Annotated in this window: 9 protein-coding genes; 2 read left to right on the forward strand and 7 right to left on the reverse strand. The window is 50.6% G+C overall.

Going from position 1 to position 14,956, the window contains the following annotated elements:
- Positions 1 to 388: 388 nt before the first annotated feature.
- On the forward strand, positions 389 to 2,056 hold the full coding sequence (locus GS601_RS10030) for an ABC transporter substrate-binding protein (protein ID WP_162423134.1): 1,668 nt from the start codon (positions 389 to 391) through the stop codon (positions 2,054 to 2,056).
- A 5-nt stretch (positions 2,057 to 2,061) separates the two neighbouring features.
- Here GS601_RS10030 and GS601_RS10035 read toward each other — a convergent pair whose 3' ends face one another.
- The 4 genes from GS601_RS10035 to GS601_RS10050 all read right to left on the reverse strand — a co-directional run bounded on the left by GS601_RS10035 (position 2,062) and on the right by GS601_RS10050 (position 6,124).
- On the reverse strand, positions 2,062 to 2,895 hold the full coding sequence (locus GS601_RS10035) for a carbohydrate ABC transporter permease (RefSeq protein WP_162423135.1): 834 nt from the start codon (positions 2,893 to 2,895) through the stop codon (positions 2,062 to 2,064).
- 22 nt (positions 2,896 to 2,917) lie between these two features.
- On the reverse strand, positions 2,918 to 3,718 hold the full coding sequence (locus tag GS601_RS10040) for a class I SAM-dependent methyltransferase (RefSeq protein WP_162423136.1): 801 nt from the start codon (positions 3,716 to 3,718) through the stop codon (positions 2,918 to 2,920).
- 98 nt (positions 3,719 to 3,816) lie between these two features.
- Positions 3,817 to 5,442 carry a 2-isopropylmalate synthase gene (locus GS601_RS10045; RefSeq protein WP_162423137.1) on the reverse strand — a complete coding sequence of 542 codons (1,626 nt, stop codon included), beginning with the start codon at positions 5,440 to 5,442 and terminating at the stop codon, positions 3,817 to 3,819.
- A 175-nt stretch (positions 5,443 to 5,617) separates the two neighbouring features.
- Positions 5,618 to 6,124 carry a LabA-like NYN domain-containing protein gene (locus tag GS601_RS10050; RefSeq protein WP_238393190.1) on the reverse strand — a complete coding sequence of 169 codons (507 nt, stop codon included), beginning with the start codon at positions 6,122 to 6,124 and terminating at the stop codon, positions 5,618 to 5,620.
- Positions 6,125 to 6,768: 644 nt separating this feature from the next.
- On the opposite strand from GS601_RS10050, the gene GS601_RS10055 reads away from it, so the two are divergent.
- The gene (locus GS601_RS10055) at positions 6,769 to 9,210 is read left to right on the forward strand and encodes a serine/threonine-protein kinase (protein ID WP_162423139.1); all 2,442 of its coding nucleotides are present in this window, start codon (positions 6,769 to 6,771) and stop codon (positions 9,208 to 9,210) included.
- Between the two features lie 31 nt (positions 9,211 to 9,241).
- Here GS601_RS10055 and GS601_RS10060 read toward each other — a convergent pair whose 3' ends face one another.
- The 3 genes from GS601_RS10060 to GS601_RS10070 form a co-directional block, all read right to left on the reverse strand.
- Positions 9,242 to 12,751, reverse strand: coding sequence for a HEAT repeat domain-containing protein (locus GS601_RS10060; RefSeq protein WP_162423140.1), 3,510 nt, complete (start codon positions 12,749 to 12,751; stop codon positions 9,242 to 9,244).
- A gap of 261 nt (positions 12,752 to 13,012) precedes the next feature.
- Positions 13,013 to 13,255, reverse strand: a complete 243-nt coding sequence (locus GS601_RS10065; RefSeq protein ID WP_238393191.1) for a hypothetical protein — start codon at positions 13,253 to 13,255, stop codon at positions 13,013 to 13,015.
- A gap of 157 nt (positions 13,256 to 13,412) precedes the next feature.
- Entirely contained in the window at positions 13,413 to 14,588 is a 1,176-nt protein-coding gene (locus tag GS601_RS10070) for a Gfo/Idh/MocA family protein (RefSeq protein ID WP_162423142.1), read from the reverse strand.
- Between the last annotated feature and the right edge of the window lie 368 nt (positions 14,589 to 14,956).

Consider the following 14,956-nt stretch of genomic DNA (forward strand, 5'->3'; position numbering starts at 1 on the left):
ATTTAGAATCGCAAGGTATCTATGAGAGACAACACTAAATGAACCTGTAAGTTATTAAAATTTCTGGTTGACAGCAGATTTGGTAGCGGATGTAGCGGATTCCTTTAGCGCTGCTTTGGGAGGAAATCGATATGTTTCACTATCCCCGCTAATCCATAATCAATCCAGCATCAATCCATCGTTAATCCGTTACATTGGTTCTCTAATCTACTGTTGAGAAACGGTATAATCTTGAATCTCATATAATCTTGGATCTCAATTGTTGCATCTCAAATGTTGAACTAATGCTGAACTAATGCTGAACTGAACTGATGCTAAACCTGCTCTAGAAACCGCTATCCTGGCTTTACGATCTTGGCTTTAAGAGTAAGACACATAAAAACACACAATGGCACGACGCACCCTATCTTCTTTTTTTCCCTCAAAGCCTTGGCGGATTGGCGTTCTCGCTAGCTTATTTGTCCTTGCGATCGCGGTGACCAACTGCACCTCGCAAAACGCCTCAAGCCCAGATGTAAAGGGGTCTACTTCCTCGGCAGGTGTCCTGATTTACGGCTCTGGGGGGCAACCTGTCAATCTAGAAGCAGGCAACGTCACCGATGGAAATTCATTGGTGGTTCACAACCAGATTTACAACCGCTTGATTGAATTTAAACCGGGAACAACCGAGCTAGATCCAAGCTTAGCCACAGGTTGGGCGGCTTCGCCCGATGGTAAAACCTATACCTTTAAGTTGCGCTCAGGCATTAAATTTCACGACGGGACAGACTTTAATGCTGAAGCTGTCACCTTTAACTTCGATCGCTGGTGGGACAAAAATGATCCAAACGGGTTTCGCAATGCTGGCAAGACGTACGAAATTTGGGGTCAGATATTTGGCGGCTATAAAGGTGAACCAACCTCGCTGATTCAAGACATCAAGGCGGTAGATGGGTCTACCGTTCAGTTTGTGCTAAAGCAACCGTTTGCGGCGTTTCCGTCTGCGATCGCATCAAGTTATTTCAGCATTGCCAGTCCCACCGCCATTAGGAAAGCCGGGGCAACCTACGGAACTCCGGCAGGGGGAGCCGTGGGAACGGGAGGATTTGTGTTTAAAGAATGGCGGAGCGGCGATCGCATCGTTCTCGAAAAAAATCCCGATTACTGGAAAGCGGGGTTGCCAAAAACCAATCAGCTTGTGATGCGATTTGTCAGCGATGCCAGCGCCAGATTGGCTCAGTTGCGCGCCGGGCAGCTTGATTTTACCGTTGATCTTGCGCCCGATCAAAAAGCTGAAATTGAGCGCGATACAGCCCTTTCAGCCATCAGCCGTCCCTCGTTTAACGTGGGCTATTTGGCGTTAAATCCGAGCTACAAGCCCTTTGCAGATGTGCGGATCAGACACGCGATCGCTCATGCCATCAATCAGCAAGCGATCGTCCAAGCGTTTTGGCAAGGGGCGGCAGTTAACGATGCTCACTTTGTGCCGCAGACGTTTGATTGGGCGAAAGGGGCAAACCTGCCAGCCTACGAGTTCAATCCGCCAAAGGCAAAAGACTTGCTCACTCAAGCGGGTTACCCCAACGGGTTTGATTTGGATCTGTGGTATATGCCCGTGTCGCGACCTTATTTTCCAACGCCAAAGCCGATCGCAGAAGCCTTTGCCGCAGACCTCAGCGCGGTCGGAATTCGGGTCAACCTCAAGACCAAAGATTGGGCATCTTATCTGAGCGATCGCATCAAACCTCCAGGCTATCAGGCATTTATGATGGGCTGGATTGGCGACTATGGCGACCCAGACACGTTTTACTATCCCCACTTTGGTCCTGACGGCACAAATGATATCGGCAAGTGGAAAAACGAGCAGGTGCTGCAACTTTTAGAACAAGCCAGAACTGCATCAGCGCAATCTGATCGAGGCAAGCTATATGCACAAGTTGATGAAATTATCCATCGGGAAGCGGTCAGGCTACCGATCGTGCATGCTGAGCCATTGTTAGCGCAACGGAAAAGCCTCGAAGGCTGGATTCCTAGCCCGCTTGGAAGCGAACCCTTTGAAGCGATCGCAAAGCGATAGGCGGCTCACCCCTTAACCCCACTGCCCGATTCGGTCGGCACGATGTAGTGCTGCATTGCCACAAAAAACATTAGAATTGGCACGATCGAAATGACCGATCCGGCGGCGATCAATCGCCAGTCTAAGGTAAATGTGCCAGCTAGGTTAGCGACGCCGAGGGGCAAGGTGAATAGTTCAGGACGATCTAACACGAGCAAAGGCCATAGAAAATCGCTCCACGACCCGATAAACACAAAAATTGCCAGCGTCACCAACGCCGGACGAATCGAGGGAATCATGACATGCCACCACACCCCAACCTCTGAGCAGCCGTCCATCCGCGCGGCTTCTTCAAGCTCTTTGGGAACGCCTTGAAAAGCTTGGCGAAGTAAAAAAATTCCGAATGCAGAGGCGATTCCTGGAAAGATAACGCCTAGATATGTATTGAGCAATTGGAGCTTGACCGCCAAAACATACAGGGGAATCATGACAATCTGAAAGGGAATCAGAATAGTCGAAACAACCGCGCTAAAAATAATTTCTCGACCCTTAAATGAAAGCCTTGCCAATGGGTAAGCTGCCAGAGAGCAAAACAGTAAATTTAACGCTACCGTCAGCACAGAAACCAATGTGCTGTTAAACAAATAGCGCCCGAATGGATTGCTTTGCCAAACGGTCACAAAATTCTCAACCGTTGGCTGCACGGGAATTAACTGCGGTGGAAACTGAAAAATATTTTCCGTGGGTGACTTAAAAGATGTGCTGACGAGCCACACCAAAGGAATGAGCATAATTAGTGCGATCGCACTTAAGACCCCATACATTCCCCACGATCGCCACCTTCGATTATGCTGAATCATCGCTCTCAATGCTTACCCAAACTTATTTTGTCGCTACCACTGCCACGTTCCACGCCATGCGTTTCATCCACGGCAGCTTTTTCAACACTCGATCGAGCCTTTCTAAGTTGAGATAGGTTTTTTCTAGCCTGGCTTGCTCAACGATAATTTTTTTCCAGTATCGCTCTTCGTTGGGGTTCACTTTCTCGATCAGGTAAAATTGCAGAAAAATCCACAAGCTGGCGATCCAAAACGTGTCGTAATGGGTTTGTGAATACAGCGATCGAATGTAATTCACCAGGTTAATATCTAGCGGCGTTTCATCGGCGGTTCGCACTTCGGTTGCCATTTTGCGGTAGACATTGATCACCGGATTATGCTTCAACGGGTCCCAAAAGCAGGCTTTGCCCCCCGGTTTTAGCACTCGATGCATTTCGTGCAGCGTTAGTTTCGGATCGGGAATGTGGTGCAGCAAATTAGATGCATAAACAATATCAAACGTGTTGTCAGGAAAATCGATCGCCATCGCATTGATCACTTTCCCCTCAACCTGCACTCCGTTTCGCGCCGCTAACTGGGTCGCCACCTCCACCATGCCAGACGAATAGTCAGTCGCCATGCATCGCGCGCCGAGTTGTGCAAAATAAACGCTGTTCTCCCCTGCCCCGCAACCGAGATCGAGCAGATATTTACCCCGGACATCGCCCAATTGTCTTAAGATAAAACGATTTTCAGGAGCGGTGCAGGCTTCAAAATAATCTTTAACTCGTATGCCGTCGATGTCGATCGTGCTTGCCCACTGATCGTGAAAATCTTGCTCTCGGCGCAACAAATCGTCTTGCATAACATTTAGAAGATCATTAAAAAGGGGCAGTGATAAACCACCCCAAAATACCATTGAACGAAGTTCTGTAGAAGGAAGCGTTAAGTTCTGTCTCGGTGCTAGCGAACCGGCGTTGCCACGGGTTCGACAGGCTGCAACGAGGCATACAAACGGTTCAGCGCGTTGACATAGGCTTGCGCCGACGCCACGATGATATCGGTATTGGCTGCATGTCCAGAGAAGATGCGATTGGCGGGCACAACCCCAAAAGAGCCGCCATATTTCAACCGAATCGTCACTTCCCCGATCGCATCGATTCCCGCCGTCACCGACTGCACCGAATACTCAATCAGTTGGTTGGGCACATTCACCACGCGGTTGATGGCTTTGTATACCGCATCGACCGGACCGGTTCCCGTCGCCGCATCGGTCAGTTCTTCGCCATCGGGGGTGGTCAGCGAAACCGTTGCCGTTGGGCAAGAGCGATTGCCGCACGAAACCTGCACTAATTCCAGCCGGAACAATTCGGGAACGTGCTGAACTTCGTCGTTGACGATCGCTTCTAAGTCGCGATCGCTGAGTTCTTTTTTCTTGTCTGCCAGTTCTTTAAACCGCACAAAGGCTTTATTCAAATCTTGCTCAGAGAGGTCATAGCCTAGTTCTTTCAAGCGAGTGCGGAAGGCGTTGCGACCGGAATGCTTGCCTAACACCAGTAAGGTTTGGGTTAGCCCGATCGTTTGAGCATCCATAATTTCGTAGGTTTGCCGATTCTTCAGCATTCCGTCTTGATGAATGCCCGACTCGTGGGCAAAGGCATTTGCCCCCACGATCGCTTTGTTGGGCTGCACGAGCATCCCCGTCAAGGTCGAAACCATGCGGGAGGTCTTGTAAATTTCCTGAGTATTGATTTGCGTTAGAGGCGCGTCCGACGCCACCGGACGACCCAAGAACGGATTAAAATACTGGCGGCGGACATGCAGCGCCATCACTAATTCTTCGAGAGACGCATTTCCGGCGCGCTCTCCAATGCCGTTGATCGTACATTCAAGCTGTCGCGCGCCATTCTTGACCGCTTCTAAAAAGCACGCCACCGCCAAGCCCAAATCGTTGTGACCGTGAACCGAAATAATCGCTTGATCGACATTCGGCACGTTTTCTTTGATGCCGCGAATCATATCGCCAAACTCGCTTGGCGTCATATACCCCACTGTGTCGGGGATATTGATCGTGGTTGCCCCCGATGCGATCGCGCGTTCTAACACTTGATACAAATACGCCGGATCAGAGCGGGCAGCATCCATCGGAGAAAACTCGACATCTTCCACAAACGACTTTGCGTAGGCAACCATCTCCTCTGCGATCGCTAACACTTCGCCGCGAGTCTTCTTTAATTGATATTCCAGATGAATATCTGAGGTAGAAATGAACGTGTGAATTCTGCCTTTTGCCGCCGGTTTAAGCGCTTCGGCAGCAGCCTTAATGTCATTGGGAATTGCCCGTGCCAAACTACAGATCACCGGACCATCCGCCGTCCCAACCGCTTGAGCAATTTTTTGCACCGCTGTAAAGTCACCCGGACTTGCGTAAGCAAAGCCCGCTTCAATCACATCAACGCCGAGCCGCGCGAGTTGCCGTGCGATCGTCAGTTTTTCATCGACATCAAGGGTTGCACCTGGGCATTGCTCGCCATCACGCAACGTCGTGTCAAAAATGATAATTCGCTTAGACTGTGATTGAACGTTCATAGCTCCAATAGGGGATAGAGAATAGTCGTAGCAATGCTGCCCCGCAACCTGGCGGTTTTTTGCCATCCGCAAGGCGAGCAAACACGCTGGATAATGGCAATCTTAAGCCCTTATTCTAGACGTTAGTATGAAACTTATGGCGTTTAGAAATGTTTACTGTAGAAAATAGACGGTTTTAATATTCAGATTTCTCAATTTTGGCTCGAATATCATTGAGATCAATATAGCGATCGGTGACATTTCGCAATTCGCGGGCGATCATGCCTTCAGTAGAAACGACCGTAATGTGAGTGTTTTTTGACCTCAAAAACTCGATTGCTCGCTCAAAATCGCCATCTCCACTAAACAAAATAACGCGATCGTACTGCTCGACCGTGTTAAACATATCCACCACAATTTCGATATCAAGATTGGCTTTTTGGGAATAGCGCCCCGATGAATCGTCATAATATTCTTTCAAAATTTTAGTTCTGACGGTGTAGCCAAGACTAATCAGGGCATCGCGAAAGCCGCGCTGGTCTTGGGGGTCTTTTAATCCGGTGTACCAAAATGCATTCACTAGCTCAACGCCTCGTTCAGTCGTAAAATGCTCAAGTACCCGTTTTGGATCGAAGAACCACCCGTTTTTTTGCTGAGCATAGAACATATTATTGCCGTCTACAAATATCGATAGACGGTTCATTAAATAACGCATAGATGGTTTAGACTCAGAATCTGTAGAAACAAGCATGTGAGTAATTAATTCTAGCAACGGAAAACAAGGGAGAACACGAAACTGAATCGAATTGGAAATGGTATTTGTCCCCAATCCAAGCCAGTCATGTGAAATAGCTGACCGATAAAGCCCTTCTGAACGAAACGGCACCCCCTCGCCCCTTTGACCTAAAACCTTGCTGCCAAAATAGAAGTTGATGAGTCAGAACAAGAACTGAAAAATAAGGGGATAGGAAAACGATATAAAATCTGATAGCAGAAAAATAGAGGGCGATCCGGTCGAGTTTGGCAGCGCCAATTACAGACGAAGGATTTTCTAACATTTTGAAGGCAAGGTAGACGAGCGCTTGGGGCAGACCTTTTCAATAAAGTGAACTGCGATCAATCAAATAAATTCCTCACCTTATAGATAGATTTCTTTACTTTTTAATTATTACAAATTCTTGAAAAAAGATTATCCGTGGGCAGCCTTAAGATTTACCTGAAGCGCAGCCTATGATTGGAATAAAGTAAAGAGTAAGGCTCTAAAAGACCCGTTCTTGCTGGAGTCTAGGTGAATTGTTATCACCGCGATCCGTTGCCCAACGATAGAAATTGCTCCCTAAACTGCCCATGGCTAAGAAACGAACATCAGCCGGTTTTCTGCACTCGCTAACGTTGACGCTACGTTCAGGAGTGCTGAAATCGACGGCTCCGACTCCGCCTACTGTGCCCAATCACACGGTGACCCTGCCCGACGACGAGGCAGCCCCAACGCAATCAGAGCAGGGGTCGCGATCGGGGTGGGGGTTGACCGAGTTGGGTCATGGATTGATGATATTTTGGGCGATCGCGGCTGGATCTGCGATCGCCACCCACTTTGCACCCGTGCAAGCCTGGGAGCGGCAGGCGCAAAGTGTGATGCTGCGCGTCCGGGGAACGGTTGCGCCCCCTGAGGATATCGTGATTTTGGCGGTGGATGACGAGTCATTGTTGCAGCTTTCAGGGTCGAGTTGGCCGTTGAGACGGGCGACCTATGCCCAAGCGATCGACAAAATTATGCAAGCAGGGGCAAAAACCGTTGCCGTGGATATTCGCTGGGATTTGCCCAGTAGCTTTGGGCGCGACAGTCAGTCTTCTGCCGATTGCTCAAATGATGACATTCTTGTCTCAGACGATGATCAGCAACTGCAAGCGGTGCTGCAACGCTACGATGGGCGAGTCACCCTCGCTGTTGATTTAGATGAGCTAGAGCAGCGACAGGGAGAGCAATCTCGCATTAGTTTGCCGTTCTGCCCATTTCGGACTGCCAAAGCCTCTTTGGGATTGATCAAGTTCCCCCTAGAGCCAAATGGTCGGGTGCATCGGTTTGGGCAGGCGTTTCTGAGCGAAGAGTCGGAGGGAATGAAGTTACTGAAAGCAGAAAATATTAGCTCGTTTGCCCAAGCAACGCTGAAAGCAGGCGGCATCCCATCTGTGCTACCAAAGGGAGACAGTATTTTCTTTTACGGCAGAGCCGGAACGTTTCAGCGAGTCCCGTTTTGGACAGTGCTATCGCCAGAGAACTGGAACGATGACTATCTTAAGCAGGGGAGCATCTTCAAAGACAAAATCGTGGTGATTGGTCCGGTGGCGTCTAGGGTTGGAGATGAACTGAATACGCCCTTTGGGATCATGCCCGGAGTGGAGCTTCATGCCAATGCGATCGCGGCGCTGCTGCAAAACCGCTCCCTGCCCTCAGCGTTTCCCAACCCAGCGATCGCGGGATTAGCCGTATCGTTGCTGGTGATCGGGGCTAGCGTGCTGCCTCATCAAGCCAAGCATCCAGTCGCTCGATTTGGCTGGGCACTGGCGATCGCGCTTTCTTGGTCTGGCGTGACCTACGTGTTGCTGACCCAAGCCTCGATGCTGGTGCCGATCGCGGCTCCGATGGGTGCGATCGCATTAGCCGGAGTGTCTTACCTGGGAACCGGGCTGACCCGTGACCATCGCAACAAACAGCGGTTTCGCAAGACGCTCAAGCACTATTCCCGCTCGCCCCTAGTGCAAGAAATGATGAGTGGGCAAGACGAGTTTAAAGATCTGTTGCAGGAGCGAGAACTCGAAATTTTGGGCAAAAACTTGGGAGGGCGCTACAAAATTACAAAAGTTCTTGGCTCTGGTGGCTTCGGGGAAACCTATATTGCAGAAGATATTCAGCGTCCGGGTGCGCCTCAATGCGTGGTGAAGCAATTGCGCCCCAGCACAAATAACCCAAAGCATCTGCGTTTAGCACGCCGCTTGTTTCAGGCGGAAGCAGAGACCCTAGAACGGCTGGGAGAGCACGATCAAATTCCGCGCCTTTTAGCCTATTTTGAAGAAGATCAAGAATTTTATTTAGCGCAAGAATTTATCCCTGGTCCGCCGCTCAGTGAGGAGTTGTCGTTGGGGAGACACCTGCCCGAATCGCGCATTGTCGAAGTGTTGCAGGAGCTTTTAGAAGTCCTCAGTTTTGTCCACAGCAAAAATGTGATTCATCGAGACATCAAGCCCAGCAATGTGATCAAGCGCCAGTCAGACGACAAGCTTGTGCTCATTGACTTTGGTGCGGTGAAAGCGCTGCACGATCAAATCATCGACAGTGATATTCCGTCTACGGCAACGATCGGCATTGGCACACAAGGGTATATGCCTCCAGAACAGTGTGCTGGCAACCCACGGTTTAACAGCGATATTTACGCGGTGGGCATGATGGGCATTCAGGCGCTCACTGGATTGCCGCCCAGCCAACTCAAGGAAAACCCGCAGACCGGAGAAATTCAATGGCGGGACAAAGCGATCGTTAGTCCTGCCCTGGCTGCCATTCTGACCAAAATGGTGCATTACGACTTTCAGAAGCGCTATCAGTCTGCGATCGCGGTGTTGCAAGATGTGACGCAGGTCTCCAACTTGTCTACCATTTCGCTAGTGCTAGATGACTTGCTAGCAGATGAGTTGCTGGCAGATGGGTTAGGAGAAGATGAGACCATGACTCGCCCTTGGCCCGCTGCGTTTGCCGAAGATCTACCGCCAACAGAGCCGCCCCCCACCGAATAGAGGAAACTGAACCACCGCAGCAAATAAGTTATCAGTTTCGGTCGTTTCCACGCCCTATATCCCCTAGTGCCGCCACGATCGCTTCTGCCTCTCCGCTAATGCGCCAAAGGGTGCGACTTGCCTCTTTGCTCACCAGTTCATACTCGCCTCGGAACGCTTCGATCAAAACCGGAATTGCCGATTTTGCATCGGGACCGATGCAGCCCAACGCATAGGCAGCCACCCAGCGCACCTGCCAATCGTCGTCTCTCAGGGCAGCAGTCAGGGCGGGGATAGCAGGTTTTGCAGCGGCATTGAAACTAGACAACACCCAGGCAGCAGTGCTGCGAACATAGGCAGGCTGCGATTCTAACGCCGTGATCAAGGCAGGCAAAGCGGCGGTGCCGATCTTGCCAAGGGCTGCGATCGCTTCTCCACTCACCCGTCGATCAGGATCGCGCAACCGCTCGATCAACGCTGGAATCGCCATGCGAGCCTCTGACCCAATCAGCCCGATCGACCAAGCCACTTCTCGACGAATGCGCCAATCTCGATCTTGCAGTTCTCGCACCAGCGCTGGCAACACTCCTTTCGCGGCTGCGCCCAGTTCCCCTAGTTCTCGAATGGCATCTAATCGCGCGATCGTGTCTCCGGTAGACAAGAGCGGCGTCAACCGGCGCATTCGCTGCTCGACTTGAGACTTTCGTAAGGTCTCAGCACTTAGCCCCACTCGCTGCCCCAATTCACCCAACACATAATCGGGAATGTCGATTTCTGACCCACGGGTGAGGCAGCAGTCGCGCATTGCCAAGAGAAAGCCTTGAATGCTCTCTGGTGCGCCAGGCACCGCGTCGGCAAACATCAGCCACTCATCCCACAGCGCTTTATCGCTGCCATACAGATCTACAAGATGAAGCGCGGCTAAGCATTCGGCAAGCGGATCGAGCGCAAAGCAAATTTGGTCTTGCGCCGGACCGAGTGCTTGCACAACCCGGAGACGTTTTTCTAAATGCTTGAGCCGAAGTTTGGCAGATTCTTCCTCGCTGCCAGAGGGCAATTCACGCTGCGAAGCAGACGACGATCGCAGCTTGGCTAAAATGACATCGCGCTTGGCAGGAGCAGGACGATAGTATTGTTGCAAGCACTCCCAGGCAATAATTTTCGCGTCTTCGTGGACGGTGAGATTGTCTGGCGTATCGTCTGGGGTGTCGCGATTTAATTCGTTTAAATAGCTCAACATCAAATCGGGAATGTTATCGGGCAATGCACTTTCATCGTTGATGCCTTCTTTTTTGCCGATCATTTGTTCAGCATAGAGCGTTGCTAACAGCACCGTGATATGACGCTGACCCACCATTTTTGACAGTTGGCTACAGGCATCAAAGTATTCAGAATCGGTGAAGAGTTCCCGTTTGCTGCGCTGCATCAAGTACGCCTCTAAAAACGAGGATAGGCGATTGCCTTCAATGCGGAGCGGTTTAATCGTGGTTTTGGGCACTTCGTCGAGCACTTCTTCTGCCCGCGAGGTGACGATCAGTGCATTTGCTGGAAAGTCTGGGTGCCCAGGGCGAATCTGCTGACGGGTTTCCTCGCTCAGTTCTGACAAGCGATCGACAATCACTAAAATGCGACGCTGCCGCAGGAGTTTTTCTAAAAAGTCATCTGAGATCGGCTCTGAAGCATCGATCAGCGCTTGCACTTGTCCGCGAATCGCTTCCCTAAACGGATTTTTGCCCTCAGGAAGTTTGAAGTCTAGCTCTTGCTCGATCAGCACAGGCAACATGCGGTGATGGCAAAGCCGATGAGATTTTTGATCCGCCATTGCCCATTTTGCCAGGTGACACGCCAAGCTGGTTTTCCCGATGCCCCCTTCGCCCCAAATGAGCAGACACTGCCGCCCGTCCCAAAAGGTGGTGTGTAGATCGTTGTTGGCAAGTTCTGGAACGGTGTTGCCGTTTAAAACGACGGGAATGGGGATGTAAACCTTGCGATCGCTGACCGTGTTTTTATGGGCAAAGCCTTCTCGCGCTCCGGCAATCTGCTGATTGACCCAGGCATCGAGTACCCTGGGATGATAGTGAAACCAGCCAACAAACAAGACAAACCGCAACGGAACTTTGATGCTGTTGCCCATGGGAATGGGAATTTCAAAGTCGGTATAGGGCTGGAGGGCATTGTTGAGTTTCAGCAGCCATGAGGGGCGCACCAGCAACAGGGCAAACCAGAGGCTAGGCATGCCCACGAGATAGAGCAGCGCCCCCGCGATCGCCGGGTTTGCCTGCCCCCACTCAACCACGCGCTCAAACGGGCGAGAGTCTTTTTCGTTTTTGAGAACGCTGATCGAGCGGCGCACCGAGATCACCAATTCTTCATTGAGTCGAGCGCTGGGATTTTCCAACAGCGGCAACGCACCTTCTAACGTGGTGTACGCCGTGTAAATCTCGACGACAGACAGAGAAGGCGCTTTATCTTGCAGACTAGCGGCAATCAACCGGAGCGCATTGGCAGCACCCAGCCGCACTTCGGAATTTTCATCGCTCAGCAGTTTGACTAATTCAGGCAAAGCGTTTTGTGCCTCTAGCCCTATGCGTCCTAATGCCGTTGCAGATTGCAGCCGCACATCTTTTTCGGGGTCGGGCAGCGCTTTAGTCAGGTCGGGAACGGCGGCTTTGGCGGGGCTGCCAACTCTGCCTAATGCGATCGCAGCAAAGGCGCGCGTTCTACCATCGGCGTGGCTCAGCGCCCGCACAAGTTGAGGAACGGCTGGACTTGCTTCCGCTCCAATACTGACGAGGGCGCTCGCTGCCTTGAGCCGAATATCGGTGTTAGCGTCGCTGAGCGCTTGGGCCAGAAAGGGGGTGGCTGATTTGGCATCGGCTCCTAGTTTGCCGAGGGCGGTAATGGTGGCGAGGCGCACGTCTAGCTCTGCCGTTGATAACGCCTGAATCAGTTCTGGAATGGCTGGCTTTGCGGCAGTTCCTAAATTAGAAATCGCGTCGATCGCCGTCACCCGTACCGCTTTGCTAGGATCATCGAAGGCTTCGATCAAGCTCGGAACGGTGATCTCTGGAAAACTGCTCAGGCTGCCCAGGGCACGAGCCGCCGCAACACGCACCTCTTCATCATCATCTTTGAGGGCTTTTACTACGTCAGGAACAGCGGCTTTGGCAGCAGCACCGATCTTGGCTAAGGCATCTAGGGTAGCAATCTGAAGGACTTTTTGCTTAGCCGTCGTTCCTTTTGCAAGGGTAGAAACGGCGGGTCTAGCATCGGCTCCTAACCGACCGAGAGCCGCGATCGCGCCTAACCGCACAGACAGCTTTTCTTTGTCATTTTTGAGCAGGGTAATCAATTCTGTGATCGTCGGCGCATCTGGCTTGCCCACCAAAGCTGTAGTAGTTTTGGGTGCTTGACGGTTTACCTGTTGCCGCAGTTGGGCAGACACCTCGATCGCATCGGCTCTTTCGCTGGTGTCGCGGTTGGGTGGATGCACGATCGCAGAGGCACAGAGGAGGCTGATCTGACATGCCAGCAAGAAAAGTTGTCGGTTACGCACTGTCATAAGAACACTGCAAAGCGAATAGGTGGGCTACGGTGCAAGGCTGCCACCTGAACGGCAAAGCAAGGAAGATGACTCCGTAGAGCTAACGAGACTGCCTTGCGTTGAGGCTAATTTTTGGTAAAGGCGCAACCCTGACCCCGTAATTATTCCCAAGCAATTGCACGGAGTAACGGCAAGCGAACTCATGTGTTAAAAAAAGCTCCAGTGAAAAACTAGAGCTTCTTAGAAAACAGTTTAGAAAAGTCGGAAAAATTGCATTATTCAAAGTAATGCGTTCAACTGTTGCACGATCGCATTATGTTGCCGAAGTTTGATCCGCTTGTACTGAATCACCACCTCAGCCGCTACTTGGCTCTCGATCGCTTTCTTCACACTGGGTTGATGGGCATAAGGCAATGTTGAGTAGCGATCGCACCGAAACGCCGTCTCAGCGATCTCATTCAACAAAGCTTCATCCAACGGCATCACCGCTGCGCCCACTAAAGAATCCGTTAATAAATGCATTTTGGCTTTGCACTTGATAATCGATCGGCGGGGAAACAAGTAAGACGACGACATAAACAGCTACCTACATCCAAAATCATTTCACAAAATCATTTGGTGAAGTATACATGCCAATGTTTCCCCTGGCAATTTTATTGACCCAAATGCAGTGCATCTCCTAAGATTCGCCAGAAGGGGTAGCAGCGTGAATTAGATCTGGCGGCTGCTGAGCAGGAGGACGCTCAATGATTTGATCCCCGGCAGGACGGCGATCGCGATCAAGCGGCTCAAGCTGAACAAAGTCGCCCGTCTCGATCGAGTGGTAAAGGGCACGAATAATCCGAACATCGATCAACCCTTCTTTTCCAGACGGTTCTGGGTCTCTGTTCTGTAAAATACAGTTTGAGAAATAAACAAACTCTGCGGCAAGCTGATCGTGGGATTCAAACGATCGCTCTTCTTTCTCGCCCTTGATCGTCAGGGTGTGAGTAATTTCACCTTGAGCACCATACGCTGGATCAACCTGCAAATCGCCCTTTGTCCCTACGATTTGATAGTTTGAGACCTTTGCTGCTCCGAAGCTACAGGTAAACGTTGCGAGGCGTTCGGCATTGCTGCCCGTTGAGGAATTACCAGGAAAGCGCAAAATGGCGCTGGTCATTTCTGCCACTTCTTGAAATCGTTCCTCTCCGTTGGTTGCACGGGTCGCAAAAACTGCGATCGGCTCATCTTGAAACAAATAACGAGCGGCATTGATGCAGTAAATTCCAATATCATCCAAAGTGCCGCCGCCTTTTTCCTCTTCAAGCCGAATGTTGCCTTCCTCAACTTGCTGAGTAAATACTGAATTGAAGATGCGCGGCTCACCAATTTGGCGCGATTTTACAACTTCAACTGCCTGCATATTTGCTTCTTCTAAATGGAGGCGATAAGCAATCATCAGTTTCACACCATTGCTGTTGCACGCAGAAATCATCTGCTCGCACTCGGCTTCTGTCACGGCCATCGGCTTTTCACACAGCACATGAATGCCTTGATTAGCGGCTCGTACCGTGTATTCGCAGTGCAGATGGTTGGGTAGCGCAATGTAAACTGCATCTACGTTGCCGCTTGTTAAACAATCCTCATACTCTCCGTAGGAATAGGTATGCTGCACGCCATATTCTTGGCTAAGTTCCTTTAGCTTGGTAGGGTCACCAGAAACTAGCGCCGTCAATTCTGAGTTTTCCGCTTGAGCAAAGGCTGGCAGTGCGGAGGCTTGAGCAAACCAGCCCAACCCAACCACAGCATACCGAATTTTACGATCGCTACTATTTTGACTGGTTTGGTTGTTGTTTGTATTTGATGAGGTCATTGAACTGTCTCCACGTCGCTTTATCTAAATCGAGTATTTGGTTTATCAAGCAAGTAATTAGTTATAGATGCCTATGGTTAGGCTCGAATGAGTGCGCTTTGCTTTATCCGCGATCGCAAGGCAATATGGATGCGATCGCGGGTAATGTCTGTTGAGTGTCATCAAGCCCTTGTTTATGAGGCAGTTTCTACATCCTTGAGTGTAAGAAGGGCAGCATGTCGCATCTTCAATCAATAGGGGTAGATTCAGAGGGGAGATTTCGCCTCAAACATCTTCGTAGTTTGCAAACCGTAAGTTTCCCAAATCTTCTAGAGTTAGCGTTGCTTGATAAATTAAACCCTTGAGTAAATGCTCGATTAAACAACATC

This window comes from Myxacorys almedinensis A (assembly GCF_010091945.1).
Lineage (GTDB): Bacteria > Cyanobacteriota > Cyanobacteriia > Leptolyngbyales > Leptolyngbyaceae > Myxacorys > Myxacorys almedinensis.

Bases quoted from the DNA above. Each gene is read 5' to 3' on its own strand.
- GS601_RS10030 (WP_162423134.1), top strand. From the start codon at position 389: ATGGCACGACGCACCCTATCTTCTTTTTTTCCCTCAAAGCCTTGGCGG.
- GS601_RS10035 (WP_162423135.1), bottom strand. From the start codon at position 2,895: ATGATTCAGCATAATCGAAGGTGGCGATCGTGGGGAATGTATGGGGTC.
- GS601_RS10040 (WP_162423136.1), bottom strand. From the start codon at position 3,718: ATGCAAGACGATTTGTTGCGCCGAGAGCAAGATTTTCACGATCAGTGG.
- GS601_RS10045 (WP_162423137.1), bottom strand. From the start codon at position 5,442: ATGAACGTTCAATCACAGTCTAAGCGAATTATCATTTTTGACACGACG.
- GS601_RS10050 (WP_238393190.1), bottom strand. From the start codon at position 6,124: ATGAACCGTCTATCGATATTTGTAGACGGCAATAATATGTTCTATGCT.
- GS601_RS10055 (WP_162423139.1), top strand. From the start codon at position 6,769: ATGGCTAAGAAACGAACATCAGCCGGTTTTCTGCACTCGCTAACGTTG.
- GS601_RS10060 (WP_162423140.1), bottom strand. From the start codon at position 12,751: ATGACAGTGCGTAACCGACAACTTTTCTTGCTGGCATGTCAGATCAGC.
- GS601_RS10065 (WP_238393191.1), bottom strand. From the start codon at position 13,255: ATGCATTTATTAACGGATTCTTTAGTGGGCGCAGCGGTGATGCCGTTG.
- GS601_RS10070 (WP_162423142.1), bottom strand. From the start codon at position 14,588: ATGACCTCATCAAATACAAACAACAACCAAACCAGTCAAAATAGTAGC.